The sequence below is a fragment of the Mycolicibacterium mageritense genome, from assembly GCF_010727475.1.
Taxonomy (GTDB): domain Bacteria; phylum Actinomycetota; class Actinomycetes; order Mycobacteriales; family Mycobacteriaceae; genus Mycobacterium; species Mycobacterium mageritense.
The window spans coordinates 5,416,410-5,432,530 of record NZ_AP022567.1; the positions used below are offsets into that span (position 1 = coordinate 5,416,410).

At 68.0% G+C, this 16,121-nt stretch carries 15 protein-coding genes; 1 reads left to right on the forward strand and 14 read right to left on the reverse strand.

The features are described 5' to 3' along the window. Window positions 1–3: 3 nt before the first annotated feature. The 10 genes from lysA to G6N67_RS26175 are packed head-to-tail and all read right to left on the reverse strand — an operon-like array spanning window position 4 to window position 11,636. Window positions 4–1,272 (reverse strand): diaminopimelate decarboxylase, encoded by a 1,269-nt coding sequence (lysA, locus tag G6N67_RS26130; RefSeq protein ID WP_036436411.1) that lies wholly within the window; start codon window positions 1,270–1,272, stop codon window positions 4–6. Further along, on the reverse strand, window positions 1,269–2,033 hold the full coding sequence (locus tag G6N67_RS26135) for a glucosamine-6-phosphate deaminase (RefSeq protein ID WP_051579092.1): 765 nt from the start codon (window positions 2,031–2,033) through the stop codon (window positions 1,269–1,271). The genes lysA and G6N67_RS26135 overlap by 4 nt, the downstream gene beginning before the upstream one ends. 2 nt (window positions 2,034–2,035) lie before the next feature. After that, complete coding sequence (locus tag G6N67_RS26140; RefSeq protein WP_036436413.1) at window positions 2,036–3,472, reverse strand: xylulokinase; 1,437 nt, start codon at window positions 3,470–3,472, stop codon at window positions 2,036–2,038. Next, a complete protein-coding gene (locus tag G6N67_RS26145; RefSeq protein WP_036436414.1) occupies window positions 3,469–4,833 on the reverse strand; it encodes an aspartate aminotransferase family protein in 1,365 nt (454 codons plus the stop codon). The genes G6N67_RS26140 and G6N67_RS26145 overlap by 4 nt, the downstream gene beginning before the upstream one ends. Window positions 4,834–4,863: 30 nt before the next feature. Then, window positions 4,864–6,054: a M20 family metallopeptidase gene (locus G6N67_RS26150; RefSeq protein ID WP_051578964.1), complete on the reverse strand. Its 1,191-nt coding sequence runs from the start codon at window positions 6,052–6,054 to the stop codon at window positions 4,864–4,866. Next, the gene (locus tag G6N67_RS26155; protein WP_051578965.1) at window positions 6,051–7,076 is read right to left on the reverse strand and encodes an oligopeptide/dipeptide ABC transporter ATP-binding protein; all 1,026 of its coding nucleotides are present in this window, start codon (window positions 7,074–7,076) and stop codon (window positions 6,051–6,053) included. Before G6N67_RS26155 ends, G6N67_RS26150 begins: the two co-directional genes overlap by 4 nt. Continuing rightward, window positions 7,073–8,083, reverse strand: a complete 1,011-nt coding sequence (locus tag G6N67_RS26160; RefSeq protein ID WP_036436416.1) for an ABC transporter ATP-binding protein — start codon at window positions 8,081–8,083, stop codon at window positions 7,073–7,075. The genes G6N67_RS26155 and G6N67_RS26160 overlap by 4 nt, the downstream gene beginning before the upstream one ends. Next, on the reverse strand, window positions 8,080–8,970 hold the full coding sequence (locus G6N67_RS26165; RefSeq protein ID WP_081812673.1) for an ABC transporter permease: 891 nt from the start codon (window positions 8,968–8,970) through the stop codon (window positions 8,080–8,082). The genes G6N67_RS26160 and G6N67_RS26165 overlap by 4 nt, the downstream gene beginning before the upstream one ends. Further along, the gene (locus G6N67_RS26170; RefSeq protein WP_036436418.1) at window positions 8,967–9,935 is read right to left on the reverse strand and encodes an ABC transporter permease; all 969 of its coding nucleotides are present in this window, start codon (window positions 9,933–9,935) and stop codon (window positions 8,967–8,969) included. Before G6N67_RS26170 ends, G6N67_RS26165 begins: the two co-directional genes overlap by 4 nt. A 15-nt stretch (window positions 9,936–9,950) precedes the next feature. Further along, window positions 9,951–11,636, reverse strand: a complete 1,686-nt coding sequence (locus G6N67_RS26175) for an ABC transporter substrate-binding protein (RefSeq protein ID WP_081812674.1) — start codon at window positions 11,634–11,636, stop codon at window positions 9,951–9,953. A gap of 176 nt (window positions 11,637–11,812) precedes the next feature. Between G6N67_RS26175 and G6N67_RS26180 the strand changes: the two genes are divergently transcribed. Further along, window positions 11,813–12,643 carry a GntR family transcriptional regulator gene (locus G6N67_RS26180; protein ID WP_073906826.1) on the forward strand — a complete coding sequence of 277 codons (831 nt, stop codon included), beginning with the start codon at window positions 11,813–11,815 and terminating at the stop codon, window positions 12,641–12,643. On the opposite strand, the gene G6N67_RS26185 is transcribed toward G6N67_RS26180, so the two are convergent. The 4 genes from G6N67_RS26185 to G6N67_RS39725 are packed head-to-tail and all read right to left on the reverse strand — an operon-like array spanning window position 12,640 to window position 16,036. Then, on the reverse strand, window positions 12,640–13,398 hold the full coding sequence (locus G6N67_RS26185; RefSeq protein ID WP_036436423.1) for an ArsR/SmtB family transcription factor: 759 nt from the start codon (window positions 13,396–13,398) through the stop codon (window positions 12,640–12,642). The genes G6N67_RS26180 and G6N67_RS26185 overlap by 4 nt on opposite strands. Then, a complete protein-coding gene (locus G6N67_RS26190) occupies window positions 13,391–14,764 on the reverse strand; it encodes an MFS transporter (RefSeq protein WP_036436425.1) in 1,374 nt (457 codons plus the stop codon). Before G6N67_RS26190 ends, G6N67_RS26185 begins: the two co-directional genes overlap by 8 nt. 43 nt (window positions 14,765–14,807) lie before the next feature. Then, entirely contained in the window at window positions 14,808–15,869 is a 1,062-nt protein-coding gene (locus tag G6N67_RS26195) for a glycosyltransferase family 4 protein (RefSeq protein ID WP_407663293.1), read from the reverse strand. Beyond that, window positions 15,812–16,036: a glycogen/starch synthase gene (locus tag G6N67_RS39725; protein ID WP_407663377.1), complete on the reverse strand. Its 225-nt coding sequence runs from the start codon at window positions 16,034–16,036 to the stop codon at window positions 15,812–15,814. Before G6N67_RS39725 ends, G6N67_RS26195 begins: the two co-directional genes overlap by 58 nt. Window positions 16,037–16,121: the final 85 nt, after the last annotated feature.

A 16,121-nucleotide genomic window follows, 5' to 3' on the forward strand; every position in this document is an offset into this window, starting at 1 on the left:
GCGTCACACGTCACGGCTCAACAGGTCGGCCCAAGTGTCGCGACGGACAACCAGGCGTGCGACGCCGTCGGCGGTGAAGACCACGGGGATCCTGCGGGCGCCGTTGTACTGGTTGGACATGGTGTAGCAGTACGCCCCGGTGACCGGCACGGCCACCAGGTCGCCGACCCGCGGATCCTGCAGTGGCACCGAGGAAATGAGCTCGTCCCCGGACTCGCAGTGCCTGCCGACCAGGCTGACCTCGCGCCCGCCGCCGACCCGATCGGCGATGGTCGCTTCGAAACGTTGCCCGTAGAGCGACACCTCGAGGTTGTCGCCCATCCCGCCGTCGACCGCGACGTGTGTGACCGGACCGCGCTTGACCGTGGTGACGCGGTAGAGAGTGCAGGCGCTCGCCGCGCCCATGCTGCGCCCGGGCTCGACGATGATCCGGCTGTCCCCGGGCAGCAGTTCATGTGCTTGTTCGACCATCGCTTCGGCATATTCGGCCAGGCTCGGCGGATGCTCGGCATACGTGTACCGCACGCCGAGCCCGCCGCCCAGGTCGTAGACCTCGAACGTGCCGAGTGCGGCGATCGGCGCCACCGCGGCAGCCAATTCGCCGGCCGACAGCAGCTGGGAGCCGACATGGGTGTGTACGCCCGCGCAGTGAAGTACCGCGCTGCGCTCGATTCGGCTGATCGCGCGGCGGGCATCGCCGGGCAGCAGGCCGAATTTCGAACCGACGTGCCCGGTGGCCACCGACGTGTGGGTTGTGGCGGCGACGCCGGGGATCACCCGGACCAGGCAGGCCTGGTTGTGACCGCGCGGCACCAGCCGCTCGAGCCTGTCGATGTCGTCGAAGTTGTCGACCACCACCAGCCCGATTCCGCTGTCGACGGCCATCTGGATCTCTTCGTCGGTTTTCGCGTTGCCGTGCAACACCATTCGGGCCGGATCGGCGCCTGCGGCGACGGCGCTGACGATCTCGCCGCCGCCGGCCACGTCGAGATGCAGCCCCTCCTGCGCCATGACTCGTTGGATCGCGGTGCACGGGAAGGACTTCGACGCAAAGGCGACGTCGGACCGGGGCCATCTGCTGCGGAATTCCCGCAGATAGTCGCGGGCCCGTTGGCGCAGCGCGCTTTCGGCCACGATCATGGTCGGTGTGCCGTACTCGGCCGCGATGTCGTCGAGACGGCAGCCACCGATCGTGAGCACGCCGTCGGCGGCCAGCTGGGTGCCGGCCGGGAACAGCCCGAGAACGTCCATCCGGGTTGATGTCTCAGTCATGATTGCCGCTCCGCTCGATCATCCGCAGCGGTGAGCTCTGCGGCCGCCGACCGGTCGGCGACCACCGTCACGTAAGGGTGGCGCTGTAGCGCCGACGCAGGCACGGTGCCGTCGACCGGACCGGTCAAGGCCGCTGCCAACGCTGCGGCTTTCCCCGGGCCGCGCGCCAACAACACGACGGTGCGGGCACGGCGGATCGTCGCAAGGCCCTGGGTGATGGCGTAGTGCGGAACGTCCGCGGGGCTGTCGAAGAATCGGGCGTTGTCGCTGCGGGTCTGTTGAGACAGGCCCACGACCCGGGTGACGGAATCGAGCGGAGAACCCGGCTCGTTGAATGCCAGGTGCCCGTTGCTGCCGATACCGGCGATCTGGACGTCGACACCACCGATCTCCTCGATACGGCATTCGTACGCTGCCGCTTCGGCTTCGGGATCCTCGGCTAGCCCGTCGGGAACCAGGATGTTGCCCGGCGCGACGCCCAACGGTGCGCCCACCTCGGTGCGCACGTACGCGGCATAACTGCGCCGATCGTGGGCGCCGAGCCCGACGTATTCATCGAGCGCGATCAAAACCGCGTTCCCGAGCTCGATTTCACCAGCGTGCGCGCGGCGGGCGAGTTCGGCGTACAGCGGCATCGGGGTACTGCCGGTGGCGATGCCGAGTCGCGGGCGATGCGCCGGCAGCAGATCCTGGACGACGTCCGCCGCGGCTGCTCCGAAGTCGTCGTTGTCGACCACCCGCAGTCGGACAGTGTGGGGCATGGTCACGGTTCGATACCTCCGAGCGCGATGCGCAATGCGTCATGACGGTCCGCGGCCCGTGCCCACCACTGCGCCCGGTGGTGCCGCGGCACCACTCGATGCAGTTGCGGGGCATGGGAGATCGGCAGGCCGAGTGTCTGTGCCGCGAACATCGCCGCGCCGACGGCTGAGTGATCGCGGCAGGACCGGTCCACCAGCACTTCGCGGCCGGTGGCATCGGCGAGTTCTTGCCACAGCAGGGGATTGGTGGCAGCGCCACCGCCGAGCAGCACCGGACCGCGTCGACCGGTTGCGGTCTCCGCGATCGAGATGGCCCTGCGCAGTTCCACGATGACGCCCGTCAAGAGCGCCCGCCCGAGGTGGCCCGGGCCCATGGACAGGTCCAGCCCGTGCAGGGTGCCGGTCAACCGCGGATCCCACAGGGCCCCTTGTTCACCCGGAGTGAGGTATGGCAGGAACACCGGGGTATGGCCGGGCGGCACCGTTGCGGCAGCCTCCAGCAACTCGGCCGGGCCCGACAATCGAAGGAGCCTGGCAATACCGTCGAACGCCGAACCGACTGCCAGGACATCCATCTCAAGTCCCCACCCGGTGCCGGCCAGCGGCGTGATCAGGTAGCGGCTGTGCGGATCACGGACAGCGTGGTCGGAGATGCCCAGCACGACAGCGCTCGTCCCGGCGATCACCGCGACGTCGCCGTGCGCGCGCGCACCCATGCCGAATGCACCCAGCACGGAGTCGGCTGCTCCCAGCACGACCGGCACGTCGTCGGTGATGTTCAGCGCCGACCGCCACTGTGGCGACAGTGGTGCGACCGTACTCGACGGGGCAACCACAGGCAGGCCAGGAACGTCGGCCGTGACGATCAGCTCGGGATCCCACGCCCGTCGGTCGAGGTCGAACACCGCCGTGCCTGCGGCTGTGCTCGGATCGGTCAGCAGCCGGCCGGTGAGCCGATCGAACAACACATCCTTGGCCGCCGCCGCGACCACACCGCCGCGCCCGAGGCGGGTCAGCCGCTCGTGCATCGGTGCGAGGTACCGCCCGTCGACGCGCTGGCCCGTGAGCTGGTAGAGCCGGTCACCGCCGATCGCGTCACGCAGGCGCGCGGCCTCCGGCTCCGCGCGGCCGTCCTCCCAGGTGATCGCCGGGCCCACCGGAGTCCCCGTGGAGTCGAGCGCGACCAACGTGGGCAGCATCGCCGACAAGCCGATGCCCGCCCAGTCGCGAGCAGGTACGGCGGCGGCCACCTCGGCCAGTGCGCGTGCCAGCGCACTCCACCAATCTTGCGTATCCTGCTCTGCGGCAAGGGGTTCGGGTCTTGCGGTGGGGTAGTCGCAGCGTGCGGTGGCGCGCACCGCCCCGTCGCGCCCTACCGCGACGACCTTCAGTGCCGACGTCCCGAGGTCGACTCCGAGGTGGACCTGGTCGGTGGTCATGGGGTGCGTGCGGGTTGCCGGCCGGTGGCCACCACGGACAACGCGTCGGCGGCCGCGTCGAGTGTCTCGTCGATGTCGTGGCCGTCGTGCACGAGCGAGACGAACAGGTTCTCGAACTGCAACGGGTGGAACAGCACGCCCCGCACCAGCATCTCCTGATACCACCGGGTGAACAGTTCTTCGTCGGCGTGCGCGACTGCGTCGCGCCAGTTGCGGATCGGGCCGTCGGCGAACCATAACTGGAACACCGTGCCGAGGCCCTCGACGTACGCGTCGAGCCCACGCTCGGCGGCCAGCGACGAGAGCCCCTCGGCGAGCCGGAAGCCCAGCGCGCGTTGTCGTTCGTAGAGCCCCGGTTCGGCCAGCACGTCCATGGTGGCCGACACCGCGGCGCACTGCACCACGTTGGCGTTGTAGGTCCCGGAGTGTGAGTACTTGCCCGCGGCAACGAGTCTCATTGCCTCGGTGGTCCCGCCGACCGCGGCAACGGGGAAACCTCCGCCGAGTCCCTTGGCCAGCGTGGTCAGGTCAGGCAGCACGCCGAACCATTCCTGGGCGCCCCCGCGGGCGAACCGGAAGCCGGTGATGACCTCGTCGAAGATGAGCATCGCGCCGTGCTTGCGCGTCTCGCTGCGCAGCAATTCAAGGTATCCGGGCTCGGGCAGGATGCAGCCCGTGTTGAACACGGCGGGCTCGGTGAGGACCGCCGCAACCTCGTCGCCGCGTCGGTCCATGAGTTTGACGAAACTCTCCGGGTCATTCCAGGTCAGCACTTCCAGTGTGCCGCCGAGTTCGGCGGGCACACCCGGGCCCATGGCAACGGGTCGGGGATGGTCGGCCGGGCCTGCCAGGTCCACGTCGACATGGTTGGACCAGTACACGGTGTCCTGCCACCCGTGGTAGTGGCCTTCGAATCGGACGATCAAGCGCCGGCCGGTGGTGGCGCGCGCCAACCGCACGGCGGTGCCGACGGCCTCGGATCCGGAGTTGGTGAACCGCACCTGTTCGATGCCGGGTACCGCCGCGACCACCTTTTCTGCCGCTTCGATCTCCAATTCGTAGGGCAGTCCGAAACAGGTTCCGCGCTCTGCGATCGCCTGTTGGACTGCCGACGTCACCACCGGATGACGGTGGCCGAGGATCATGGGGCCCAGGCCGAGCAGATAGTCGATGTAGGTGTTGCCGTCGACGTCGCGGAGGCGCGAGCCGGTGCCTTCGGCCATGAAGATCGGGGCGGGTTTCCAGCCGTTGCGCGGTAGCCGGGCGGTGGATCCGGCGCCACCGGGGATGGTGCGTTTGGCGCGCTCGAACAGGGCCCGGGTGTTTGGCGTGCGGACGTTGAACGCCTCAGCGAAAGTCATTGGTTTCCTTGAGTTGTCGGTTGATGATGGTCAGGGCTGTGACGTGGCCGGGACCGGCGTCCGGAGCAGGGTCACGACGGTGCGCCGCAGGATTTCTGCTGTCGCCACGACGTCGGGGATCGACACCCATTCATCGGCGGCGTGGTAGTTGCCCCCTTCAGGGCCGAAGAGCACGGTCGGGATTCCCGCGCTCTGCAGAAGCGCCGCGTCAGTCCAGGCGTTGAGGCCCGTGATTTGTGCTCTCGTGCCGTTGACGGCTTCGGTGGCGTCGGCCAGCGCGGTCAGCAGGGTCTCGTTGCCGGCACCGGTGAACGGATCGCGGTCCAACCGGACCCGAACCTCGCCGCGGAACCGCGGCTCGACGGCCTTGACCTCTTCGAAGATGGCCTCGATCTCGGCGACCCGGTCGGCCAGCGTCTCACCGGGTTGCGTGCCGATCTCGATGCCGAGTACCACCTCAGCCGGGTATGTGGCGTAGTCGGTACCGCCGCTTATGGTGCCGGTGTGAAACACGGTTCGGCCGTTGCGCGGGTCAGGATTGAGCTTCCAGCGCGTCTCGTCGAGCCGGTGCAGTCGTGTGATGACCTCGGCCATGTGCACGATCGCGTCGACGCCCTTGTCGGGTGCCGAACCGTGGGCCGGTTCGCCGAACACCACGATGTCGATCCAGCCGAAACCCTGGTGCTCGCCGAAGATCAGGTGGGAGCCTTCGGGTTCCAGCTCGATCGCCAGGTCGATCTCGTCGGCGTGGTTGGCGACGAGATGCTCGGTGCCGATGCTGATGCCTTCCTCGTCGATCACGAGCGCCACCAGCACGTTGCCGGCCAGCGGTGTTCCGGATCGCACCAGATCGGCAGCGGCCAGCATCGCGGCCGCGCAACCGCCCTTGTCGTCGGCAACTCCGACGCCCGTCATGCGGTCACCGTCGACCACGGGGCGCAACGCGCGGTCGGGCCAGGCCGCGTACCCCACGGTGTCACTGTGGGCAGTCAGGCAGATCGTGGGTCCGGGGGCGCTCCCGCGCAGCCACGCCAGCACATTGGGGCGGCCCGGCTCGACGTCCTCGAGTGTGACGTCGAGGCCCGCCTCGGTCAGCCAATGCTGCATGAACCGCGCAACCTCGCCCTCGCCTGCGCCACCCGGGATGAGCCACGGGGTGACCGAATCGATGCGGACCAGGCTGTCGAGTAGCTGGATGGCCTCTTCGCGGCTGACAGTCATGCGATGTTCTCCTTAGCGGTTGACAGGGCTGTGGTGTCCGAGAAGTGACACGCCACAGCGTGTTCGGCGCTGATCGAGCGCAGTGCCGGTGATTCGGTGGTGCAGCGCTCGGGCTCGCCGAGCTCTTTGAACAGCGGGCAGCGCGCGACGAACCGGCATCCGGCCGCCACTGTGGTCGGGTTCGGTGGCTCACCGGCCAGCAGGGCGCGGGCGCTACGCCGGCCCCCAGGTTTGGGCATCACGTCGACCAGTGCCCTCGTATAGGGGTGGGCGGGGTTGGCGATCACTTCTGTGCCCACGCCCTGTTCGACGATGCGCCCCAGGTACAGCACGGCGACCCGGTCGGCGAACACGCCGGCCAGCGCGAGGTCATGCGTGATGAAAAGGGTTGCGATGCCGAGGCGTTCCCGCAGGTCGAGCAAGACGCGCAAAATGCCCGCGCGGAGCGACACATCCAGCATGGACACCGGCTCGTCGGCCACGAGAAGCCGGGGTTCGACGGCCACCGCCGCGGCGATGGCCACGCGTTGACGCTGGCCACCGGACAGTTCGAACATGCGCCTGCCCGCGACGGTCTCGGGTAGCCCGCACGCCGTGAGCGCACCCAGCGTGGCCTGCCTGCGGTGTGCCGTGTCGAGGTCGCGACGATGGATCGACAGGCCCTCGGCCACCACCTCGAAGGCGGTCGAGTTGGCGGGCAGGCTCTCGAAGGGATCCTGGAAGATCATCTGGAAGTCGCGGCGCATCGCCCGCAGCTTCCGGCCGCCGAGGTGGGTGATGTCCACTGCGCCGATCGAGATCGTGCCGGAGGTCGGCTCGTGCAGGCGCATGATGGTGCGCGCGATCGTGGTCTTGCCGCATCCGGATTCGCCTACCAGTGCCACGATTTCGCGCTCATGGAGGGTGAGATCGACGCCGTCGACAGCGCGCGCGACAAGCCTGTGCCTGCCGTGGCGGATCGGGAAGTGGACGTGCAGGTCGGTGACCTCGGCGACGGCGCGCCCAACGCCTGCGTCGGTCATCGGGCTGTCTCCAACGGGGCGGCGTGTTCCGCGGACACGCGGTGACATGCCGCGATGTGAGCGGTGCCGGCACGGACCGAGCGCAGCTCAGGAGCGGTGGTCGTGCACACGGGCAACGCGACCTCGCAGCGGTCACAGAACCTGCAACCGGCAGGCGGATGCGCGAGGTCAGGTGGGCTGCCCGGGATTCCGCTGATGGAGTCGGCACCCGCGCCCGGCTGTGGAAAGCATGCCAACAGCTGGCGGGTGTAGGGGTGGGCCGGCCCGGCGCCTGCCGCTTGGCTGAACACGTCGTCGGCCTGCCCGTGCTCGACGATTCGGCCGGCATACATCACCGCGGCCCGGTCGCAGAGCTCACCGAGCACCATCAGGTCGTGTGAGATCACCAGCATCGCCAGGTCCAGTTCGTCGGCCAGGCGCCGGATGAGCTCCAGGATCTGCGCCTGCGTCATGACGTCGAGCGCGGTGGTCGGCTCGTCTGCGATCACCAGGTCGGGATCGCACGCGAGCGCCATGGCGATCATGGCCCGCTGCTTCATCCCACCGGAGAACTGGTGCGGATAGTCGGCGGCCCGTCCTCCTGCGATGCCCACCTCGCCGAGCAGTTCGGCGACGCGTGCCCGGATTTCGCGTTTGCCGGTGCGCGGGCGATGGGTACGGATCGCTTCGGCGATCTGTGTGCCGATCGGCATCACGGGGTTGAAGCCGTTCATGGCGCCCTGGAACACCATCGACAACCGGCTCCAGCGCAGCCGGCGCAGGCTCTCTGCGTCCACCGTGAGCAGGTCGGTTTCACCCAGCCGGATGCGATCCGCGCGCACCTCGGTGCCGCGGGGCAACAGCTGCGCTATCGCGAGGGCCAATGTGGTCTTGCCGCAGCCGGATTCGCCGGCCAGCCCGACGACCTCACCGGTGCCGACGTCCAGGTCGACGCCGTCGACGGCACGTACCTCGTCGGGTCCGCAGCGGTAGGTGACCGAGAGATTGCGAATCTGAAGCAGGTTCATGTCGTTGCCGCCAGCTTTGGGTTGAGGATGTGCTCAAGGGCCTGGCCGATCAGCGAGAAGGCCAGCACCACGACGACGATGCCAACGCCGGGCGGTAGGAAGTACCACCAGTAGCCGCTGCCCACCGCCCCCGACACGAACGCGTTGTGCAGGATCTGGCCCCACGAGGTGCGCGCCGGGTCGCCGAGCCCGAGGAACGAAAGGGTGGCCTCGGCCAAGATGGATCCGGCGATCACCAGGACCGCGTTGGCGATCACGAGGGCCGCGACTCCCGGCAGGATCAGCTTCCACAGCACTGACGGAGCGGAAAGCCCAACGGTGCGCGCCCGGGCGACCACCTCGCGTTCCCGCAGGGCCAGCGTCTGCGAGCGGACGATGCGGGCTGTCGGCGGCCAACTTGTCACCGCGATCACCAGGACGATCATCGGAAGGCTTTGTCCCACAATGGCGCCGAGCGCGATCATGAGCGGCAGGTTCGGCAGCACCAGGAAGAAGTCGGTGACGCGCATCAGCACGGCGTCGACAAATCCGGTGAACCAGCCCGCGAGGAGGCCGACCACGGTGCCGATGAGAACGGTGACCGCAGTGGCGATCATACCGATCTCCAAGGAGACCGGGGTGCCCGCAAGCACCTGGCGTAGCACGTCACGGCCCAGCTCGTCGGTGCCCAACAGGTGAGTGGCGCTGGGGGGCTGCAGGATACCGGCGCGAGACGCGGCGACCGCAGCGCGATCGTACGGAGCCACCAGCGGCCCCACGACGGCCAGCGCCACGACGCCCACGGCCATCAGCACCCCGGTCCGTCCCATGCCGTCGTGCCACAGCTTGGTCGTCACGTCGCGCCAGCCGGTGCCCGTCGTACCGGCGGGGATGTTCACCTCGGTCATGTCAGTCTCACTCTCGGGTCGAGTGCGCGGTAGATGACGTCGCTGGCGAAATTGGCAAGCACCACAACCACGGCGAACAACAGGAAGCAGGCCTCCATCACGGGGTAGTCGCGCCGCACCACGGACAGGTAGATCAGCTGGCCCATGCCGGGCCAGGAGAACACCGTTTCGACTTGAATCGTGCCGCCGACCGTGGCGCTCGCGTACAGCGTGGTCGCGGTGGCGACGGGCAGCAGGGCGTTGCGCACTCCGTGCTGCCACAGCACCCGGCGCGGGTGTAGACCCTTGGCTCGCGCGGTCGTCATGAAGTCCTCCGACAAGGTGTTCAGCAATGAGCTGCGGGTGATGAGGACGAACTGGGCGATGTCGACCATGACCATCGCAGCAGTGGGCAGCACGAGATGCCGTGCCAGGTCGGCGATCCGGGTGAATACCGTCGGGTAGATGGCGTCTGCCGTGTACATCCCTGCGATCGGCAGCCAGTCGAGTGCGACCGCGAAGGCGAAGATGAGCAACATGCCTACCCAGAACGTGGGCAGGCTCCAGAACACCAGCGACCCGACCACCAGGCCGCGGTCGGACCGGGTGCCCCTGCGGGCTGCCGCGAACACGCCGATGACCACGCCGAGTCCCACCACGAGCACTGTCGAAACCGTAACCAGGATCACGGTGTTCACCAGGGCTTCGCCGACGATGGGGCCGACCGGGGCCGAGTAGGAGTACGAGTACCCGAAGTCGCCGCGTAGCAGGTGCGTCACGTACGTGACGAACTGCGAACCGAGTGGCCGGTCGAGTCCGTAGTAGGCGCGCAGCCGCGTGATCGCCGCCGCGTCGAGGTGCTGTCCGCGGGCGATGTGGGTGACGGGGTCACCGGGCATGAGATGAAAGATCAAGAAGTTGGTCGCGAGAACCGCGAGGAGGGTGAGCGCGAGGTAGGCCAACTTCGTCGAGAGATAACGCAGCATCTCCTCGGCGCCGCCTCAGGCCGGTTTCACGTCGAGATAGTTGACGCGGGGGAAGTTCAGCACCATGCCGCCTTTGATGGGCTGCCAACTGGTCCAGGTGTCGGTGCGGGTGCCCGTGAGCTTCTTCTGGTACCACATCACGATGTACGGGCAGCTCGCGTAGTGGATGGCCTGCATTTCCTGGACCAACTTGACCCGCTCACCGCGGTCGACGGTGGTGCGCTGCTGCGTGTAGAGCTCGTCGTAGCGGGGGTTGCTCCAGTACGTGTCGTTGTTGCCGCCGATCTGGTCGGTGGTGGCGATGCCGAGCAGATACGAGGGGTCGTACATCTCAGAGTCCCAGCCCCACACCATGATGTCCCAGTCGGGCCCTTCGGTGTTGAACACCGTGCTGCCCATGGCGTCGGCATCGGTCGTGGACAGCTTGAGGCCTATCCCGATCGCCTTGGCCGCGGTGACGAAGAGCTCGGCGGCCTTGACATCGACCGCGGTGTCGGCGATCGCGAGGATGCGGAAGTTCAGCGGCACACCGTCTTTCGTTTCCCGGATGCCGTCCCCGTTGCGGTCGGTGTAGCCCGCCGCCTCGAGCAGCCTGCGCGCCTTTTCCTGGTCGTTGTCGAGGACGTCGCCGAGTGCGGGGGTGTAGTGGAAGTCGCCGAACGCCACCGGCAGGAGGCCGGTTCCAGGTTCTCCGTAGCCGGACAGGGCGAGCTCGACGAATTGACCGCGGTCGACCGCGCAGCTCAGCGCCTGGCGTACGGCTTGGTCGAGCAGGATCCGGTTGCCCTTCGATTTCGGGTCGGTCGAGCAGTTGAAGCCGATCATGTGGAACGAAAACGACTCAAGATCATCGGTTTTGACGTTGGCGGCATCCTTCAGCCCGGCGAATATCGTGGGCGGGATCTCGGCGACGATGTCGATGTCCCCGGTGCGGAGTGCCTGTGTGACAATGTCGTCGCTGCCGAACTTGGTCCACGTCACCTTCTCGGCCGCGGGTTTGGGGCCCCACCAGCTGTCGTTGCGGGTGACGGTGACGACGCTGCCCTTCTGCCACGAGTCGAAGATGAACGGTCCGGTGCCGACGGGTTTGTCGTTGGCGAACCGGGGCAGGTCGTCTTTGGCGACGCCGGCCCAGACGTGCTTGGGCACGATCGGGGTGATGACCCCGGGGTCCAGGGTCTGGGGTTGCGAATAGGTCAGGCGCACTTGGTTTCCGGTCGCCGTCGCGTCGACGAGATCCGTGAAGTACGCCCCATAGGTGCCATAGTCGTTGTCGCGCACCATGAGCAGGGTGAACACCACATCATCGGCGCTGAAGGGGCTGCCGTCCTGCCATTTGACGTCGTCACGCAAGGTGTAGGTATAGGTCTTGCCGCCGTCGTCGACCCTGACCTCGGTGGCCAGTGACGGCTTGATGTTCAGGTCGGCGTCGTACTCCATCAACTTGTCGTAGAGCAACTGGAACACGTCATAGGACTGGGTCGAGAACGCCGTGAACGGATTGAGCGAGTCGATGTCGGTGGTCGAACCGACGCGCAGGACCGTGTGGGTCGCGGTCTCCGGGGCGCAGCCTGCCAAGGCTGCGGCGCCACCGAGCGCTGCGGCAACCACCGCTGAGTTACGCAGGAAACTGCGTCGGTCCATCATGTGCATCGCCGGGGTTCTCCTTCGGGTGCGGAGCCAGTGCTGATCACTGTGCATACACAGTATTGTGAGTATGGATATGTTCGGCCGATGTCGTGCTGGTTTCGCGAATATTTCTCATACTCTGGCGATAACTACCAGGTTGATGCCGATTCTCGGTGTGCTCAGTCGGATGCATAGTTAGTATGCTGTGTACGACGACAGGTCGGGGTGGGACCGGATGGGGAGGGCGGATGCCTACACAGAAGGGGGACAGCCCGGTGGCGGGCGACCGGAAACTGCGCTATCAACAGGTGCAGGAGTTGGTGCTGAGCATCATGGCGGAGCGTGACCTGCGCCCCGGCGACCGGCTGCCGTCGACCAACGAACTGGCCGAGATCGCCGACGTCAGCACTATTTCCGTGCGTCGTGCGCTCGACGAACTGGAACGCGCGGGCAGGATACACCGGCATCAGGGGCTGGGAACCTTTGTCGCCGAACCGCGCATCGGCGCAGACCCGACCCGGCCCGGCGAGCTGCTGCAGACATTGACCGACAACCAAGGGCGTTCGCCATCGGTGACCACATCGCTGATCACCATGTCGGTGGGCCTGCCGAGCCACACGATCGCGGCCGCACTCGGAGTCGACGCGGGCGAGCCCGTGTGGGAGATTTGGCGTCGCAGGACCATCGGCGTGGGGGCAACGGCGGATCGGATCCTGGAACGGGCGGTGCTGCCGCTGAGCCGGGTGCCGTCGATCGACCGCGAGCGCCTGGCGGGTGGTGAATCGCTGTACCGATTCCTGCAGGAGCGCTACGGGTTCACCGACGATTACACCGAGCAGGCGTTCGAGGTCGACTCGCCGAACAGTTGGGAATCCGAACAGCTTGAGCTGGAGGACGGCGAGCTTGTCGTGCGTATCCGCGGAGTCAGTTTCGACTCCGGCGGCAAGGCCTTCGACTGTTTCGAACAGTGCTACCGCGCAACCAAATTCACCTTCTACACTGCGGGCCAGACCCGGCACCGCATTCTCGGGCCCTCCGAACTGTCCAACTGGTCGGTGTCGCCGTTGGCGGACGGCTAGTTGTGCCAGTCGATGCCGAACCGCTGGTGCAGCACGATCTGGCCGGCATCGGTCACCGAGAGCGTGCGATTGCGCGGTGTGCGGGAGACCCAGCCCGCGGCCAGGAAATGGTCTAGCACGGCCCGTCCCAACGCGCCGGCGAGATGGTGGCGCTGTTCGGTCCAGTCGACGCAGTAGCGCACCAGAGGCCTTCGGCCCGTTGGTAATTCGATGCCGAGCTCGGCGAAACGATCTCGCCCGCGCTCGGTGAGTTCGTAATGCACCTCGCGGCCGGGACTGCTCAGCTTGTCGGAGCCATCCGCGTGGTATCGGCCGTCGCCTCCCGTGAGCACATCCTGCTCGAGCAGGCTGCTCATGATCTGCACGCCCAGCCGGCCGGCGATGTGGTCGTAGCAGGTCCGTGCGCTGCGCAGCCGCGCCGCCCTGGTGCCTTCCCGCAGCGATGTGACCGGACGGGCCGGTGCCAACCGGCCCAGCTGCTCGAGCAACGCCCCGACCTCCGGACCGGCCAGCTGGTAGTAGCGATGCCGGCCGTGGGCCTGAACGGACAGCAGCCCGGCCTCGGTGAGCTTGCGCAGGTGGCTGCTGGCCGTGGCGCGGCTGATGCCGGCCTCGTCGGCGAGCACGCTGGCCGGTAGGGCGCGGCCGTCGTCGAGAGCCAGCAGCACCTTGCACCGGGCCGGGTCGGCCAGCAGGGCGGCCAGTGCGGCGATGTCGGCGTCGCCCACCGACGGGATTTCCTGTGCGTCACGCACGGCACACCTCCTGTTCGACGGCGGCGGGTTCCGGCCTGGCCAGCCGCAGTGCCGCCGCCGCACCCGCGAGTTGGCACAGCCCACCGACCAGCAGCGCCACGCGGACGCCGCCGTCGCCTGGCACCGATGCCATGGCACTACCCAACACCGCGACCCCGACAGTGATACCCAGCAGCCGGGCCAGATTCACCACGCCCGCGGCCATGCCGGTGCGCTGTACGGGTATGGCCGACATCGCCAGCGCGACGGCCGGGCCGGTGTTGAGGGCCAGGCCGGCACCCGCAAGCACGAACGACAGCTCGACGAGCCACAGCGGCGCACCGGCACCCGCAGCGGAGTAGACGAGCAGCCCGGAGGCCATCAACGCCAGGCCTGCCGTCATGGCGGTCCGCGGACTGGTCCGGCCGGCCAGCTTGGCGGCGGCCGGGATCAACAGCAGGTACGTCACGGGCATCGGCAGGAACCACACCGCGGTGGCCAACGCGTTCACCCCCCGGTTTTGTTGGAACGCAAAGCTGTTCACCAACAGCAGGCCGTAGATGCCGAACGTCATCGTGAACGTGGCGACCAGGGCCGCGACCAGACGGCGCTTGCCGAACAGATCGAGCGGCAACATGGGGTGTGCGCCGCGGCGTTGGGTTCCCAGGAACGCCGTAATCGTAGCCAGGGCAATGACCGTGACCACGGCGGTCTGTGCAGCCGGCCACGCGTGACCTTCGACGAGTGCAAGTGTGAGCGCCGCGAGACCCACCACGGCCAGCACCTGCCCCCGGATGTCGAGCCGGGCCGCCGCCGGATTGCGTGACTCGGGCAGGTACCGATAGGTCAGCGCCAACGCCAGCGCTCCGACCGGTGCGTTGAGCCAGAAGATCCACCGCCAGCCCGCGGTGTCGGCCAGCACCCCGCCGAACAGCGGGCCGATGGCGGTGCTGCCCGCCGCCGCCATCGCCCAGGCGGCGGCCGACCGGGCCCGGTCGGCCGGGTCCGGAAACGCGGCCGCGGTGATCGCGAGCCCCTGCGGCAGCATGGTGGCCGCGCCGACGCCCTGCAGCGCCCGCGCGGCCAGCAACAGCGGCAGGGTGGGCGCCGCGGCGCAGCCCAGGGATGCTACGACGAACGTGACGAGCCCGATGCGCAGCATCCGGCGCCTGCCGAACCGGTCGCCGAGGGAACCCGCGGTGAGCAGGAACGCTGCGAAGGTGACGTTGTAGGCGTCGACTGTCCACTGAGCACCGGAAATGCCGCCGCCCAGGTCGCCGCCGATCGCCGGCAACGCCAGGTTGACCGCGTTGGCGTCGATGAGACCCACGAACAGTCCCAGGTAGGCCGCGATCAGGGTGAGGATCGAGGATCGATTGAGGGCCATATCCGCACGCTAGGTGCGAATCGATTCGATGCCCGTCGAATCGTCAGCGATCGGGCAGCGCGTGCTCCACGATGGGGCGGCGCCGGTGCGGTTCGCGTTCACCGCGTTTGGCCGCCAGGTACACCTGGGCGGTCTCGGCGGCGACGGTGTTCCAGTCGAAGTCGGAGGTGAGCCGCTCGCGCGCGGCCACGGCCCGGCGTGCGGCGGCGTCGGGATCGTCGAGCACGGCCCGCACGGCCGCGGCCAGTCCCGCCACATCGCGTGGGGCGAACGACATACCGGTCTGGCCATTGATCACCGCTTCACCGAGACCGCCGACGTTCGACGTCACGAGGGGGGTTCCGGTGGCCGCGGCCTCAAGCGCCACGATGCCGAACGGCTCGTAGTGGCTGGGCAACACCGCGGCGTCCGCGGTGTGCAATGCCCGCACCAGATCGTCATGACCGAGCCGTCCGACGAATCGGGTTGCCTTGAGCACCTTGTGCTTTCGGGCCTGCTCGATGAGCCACTCCTGCTGGGTGCCGTCTCCGGCGATGGTGAGCGTGGTACCGGGATGGGCGCGACGGATCCGCGGTAGCGCCGCGATGGCCTCCTGGATGCCCTTCTCATACTCGAGCCGGCCGACGTAGAGCAGTTGGGGCGGGCCTTGGCGCGGCTGCCGCGGGGCGAACGGCCACAGCGCGGCGTCGATACCGTTGCGGATCACGTGGGTCTCGGCCAGCGCGGGCCCGAACAGCTCGGTGATCTCGTCGCTCATCGACGCCGAACACGTGATGAGCGAATCGGATTCATGCACCAGCCACGACTCGATCGCGTGCACCTGCCGGCTGATCGGCCCGGAGACCCACCCCGAGTGCCGGCCCGCCTCGGTGGCGTGGATCGTGGAGACCAGTGGTACGTCGAAGAATTCGGCCAACGCGATCGCCGGGTGGGCAACCAGCCAGTCGTGGGCGTGTACGAGGTCGGGAACCCAGCGCTCGCCGAGTTCGTCGCGCACCGCGAGTCCGGCCCGCATCATGGCGTGCCCCATCGCCAGGATCCAGGCCATCATGTCGGAGCCGAACGCGAACTCATGGGGATCCTGGGCCGCCGCGACGACCCGCACCCCTTCACTGATCTCGTCGGTCGACGGATGCGTGCTCGGGTCGGTGTCGGCGGGCGGCGGCTGAGCACCACGACCTCGTGGCCGGCCGCCGCCAGTGCGGTGGCGAGGTGATGCACATGTCTGCCCAGTCCGCCGACGACAACCGGCGGATACTCCCACGACACCATCAGAATTTTCACGGCTGTGTACCTTCGGCCTTCGGCGAGTGTGCGCAAACTGCGGAGGAGGTGCGGTGTGTCGGCCGGCAGACCC